The sequence below is a fragment of the Streptomyces sp. NPDC055078 genome, assembly GCF_053607985.1.
In genome coordinates, this window is the sequence record NZ_JBSGUP010000929.1 from 1 (window position 1) to 2,442 (window position 2,442).

Consider the following 2,442-nt stretch of genomic DNA (forward strand, 5'->3'; position numbering starts at 1 on the left):
ATCTGCAGATGGTCTACCAGGACCCGTTCGGCTCGCTGAACCCGACGATGCGCGTCGGCGACATCGTCGCGGAGCCGCTCCTGCTGCACACCGATCTCGACCGGGAGCAGCGCGACGCGCGGGTGACGGAGCTGCTGACGCGCGTCGGCCTGCGCCCCGAGCACGCCCGGCGGCTGCCACGGGAGTTCTCCGGCGGCCAGCGGCAGCGGATCGCGATCGCCCGCGCGGTCGCGTGCCGGCCGCGGCTGCTCATCTGCGACGAGCCGGTGTCCGCACTGGACACCTCCACACAGGAACGCGTCCTCGAACTGCTGGCGGGGCTGCGGTCCGACGCCGAGTTCGGCTGTGTGTTCATCTCGCACGACCTGTCGGTGGTGCGGCAGATCGCCGACCGGATCGCCGTGATGAGGCTCGGCGAACTCGTCGAGATCGGGCCTGCCGAGCAGGTCTACACCGATCCGCGACACGACTACACGCGCAGCCTCATCGCGGCGATCCCGTCGCTGAAGGCGCGGAGAACCACAAGGAGCACTACATGAACCGGCCGCACATGAACCGGCTGCCCGGTGACCGCCCGCCCAGGAAAAGGCAGCCGGTGAACCGGCCGTCCCTGACCCGGCTGCCCGAGGTGACCATCCCCGGCGACGGTGTCGACGCGGGCCGGGCCTACGGCGAGTCCTGCCGCGAACTCGTCCGGCGGCACCACGAGATACTGCTCGGCAAGCTGACGGACACCGACGAGGCACGCCGGTACGTCCTGGCCGTGCGGGAGGCGACCGCCGCGGTGGCGCCCGAGCTGGCGGCCGAGGTCGACGGCGTCGGCGAGGGGGCCGGCCTCACCCCGGCCGCCGGCTGGATGCTCCAGCTGCGCGCCGAACTCACCGCGCGCGGCGACTGGGTGGCCGAGTGCAGCTCGCTCGCCGTCACCGGCGACCGGGGCACGATCGCGGCACAGAACGCCGACCTCCCCGCGGCGTACGAGTCACTGTTCGTCGTGCTGCGCCGTACCCCGGCCGACGGCCCCGCCCTGATCACGGTCACCCCGGCGGGACAGCTCGGACACCACGGAATGAACGAGGCGGGCGTCGCCGTGTTCGCCAACTTCCTGCGCACCGACGACTGGGGCGTCGGGGTACCCCGCTACCTGCTGACGAGGATCGCGCTCGCCCGGCCCGACCGGCACGCCGCCGCGGCAGCGGTCACGGCCGTGCCGCGGTCCGGACCGCGCAATGTGCTCATCGCCGACCCCGACGGCGCGCTCGACATCGAGACGGCACCCTCGGCGGTCGGGCACCTCGCACCGGAAGCAGGCGTACTGCTGCACACCAACCACTTCCTCAGCGACATAGCGCATCTGGAGAACGCCCCCGAGGAATGGCTGCGCAACTCCCGGACCCGCCTGGCCCGGCTGCGCTCGCTCGTCGGCGCGGACGCCGACGTGCCGCGGCTGGCCGAGGTGCTCGCCGACCGGCACGGCGCCCCCGACGCCCTGAGCCACCACGCGGCCGACACACCCCACCTCGACGTCGCCACCGTGGTGTCGACCGTCGCGGACATACCCGCGCGCACGCTGTACACCTGCGTCGGCGCGCCCGACCTGGGCGGCTACGCGCCCTACCCACTCGACGCGGCGAAGGAGAACCTGTGAACGACATCGCGTACCTGCCCGCCACCACCGCACTGAGGCTGTTCGGCTCCGGCGAGCTGTCCCCGGTCGAGCTGATGACCGCGGTGATCGAACGGGCCGGACAGGCCGAGCCGGTCGTCAACGCGTTCGCGGAGCACACCTTCGACGAGGCGCTGCGGGGGGCACACACCGCCCAGGAGCGCTACGCGCGCGGCGACGCCCGGCCGCTGGAGGGCCTGCCGGTGGCGATCAAGGAGGAGCAGCCCATCGCGGGACGTACGCTCCGCGAGGGGTCGATGCTGCTACGGGACAACCGGGATAACACTGCCGACGTCACCCACCCCATCGTCGAGCGGATCACCGCGGCGGGCGGGATCGTGCACGCCCGCACCACGACGCCTGAGTTCTGCGCGGCGGGCTTCACCCACACCGAACTGTGGGGCGTGACCCGTACGCCCTGGAACCCCGAGTTTTCCTCCGGCGGGTCCTCCGGCGGCTCCGGCGCGGCGCTCGCGGCGGGCACCGCGGCGCTGGCCACCGGCTCCGACATCGGCGGCTCGATCCGTATCCCGGCCTCGTTCAACGGCATCGTCGGGTTCAAGCCGCCGTACGGGCGGGTCCCGGGCCTGCCGCCGTACAACCTCGACCACTACTGCCACGACGGCCCGATGGCCAGGACGGTCGGCGACTGCGCGCTGCTGCAGAACGTGATCGCCGGCCGGCATCCGGTCGACGCGGTGTCGGTCCCCGCGCCCGCGCCGCTGCCGACCGAGTTCGAGGGCGCTGCGGGCGTCGCGGGCCGGCGGATCGCGCTG

3 protein-coding genes are annotated in these 2,442 nt (G+C 73.0%); all 3 read left to right on the plus strand.

What is annotated here, in order from left to right:
* Window positions 1-539, plus strand: a 539-nt coding sequence (locus ACWF94_RS38695) for an ATP-binding cassette domain-containing protein (protein ID WP_453499698.1), incomplete at its 5' end; no start/stop codon positions are given.
* The gene (locus ACWF94_RS38700) at window positions 536-1,648 is read left to right on the plus strand and encodes a C45 family autoproteolytic acyltransferase/hydolase (protein ID WP_453499700.1); all 1,113 of its coding nucleotides are present in this window, start codon (window positions 536-538) and stop codon (window positions 1,646-1,648) included. The genes ACWF94_RS38695 and ACWF94_RS38700, both read left to right, overlap by 4 nt.
* A partial coding sequence (locus ACWF94_RS38705; RefSeq protein ID WP_453499702.1) for an amidase occupies window positions 1,645-2,442 on the plus strand: 798 nt, incomplete at its 3' end. The genes ACWF94_RS38700 and ACWF94_RS38705, both read left to right, overlap by 4 nt.

Coding starts and splice junctions, on each gene's coding strand:
- ACWF94_RS38700 (WP_453499700.1), top strand. CDS start 536: ATGAACCGGCCGCACATGAACCGGCTGCCCGGTGACCGCCCGCCCAGG.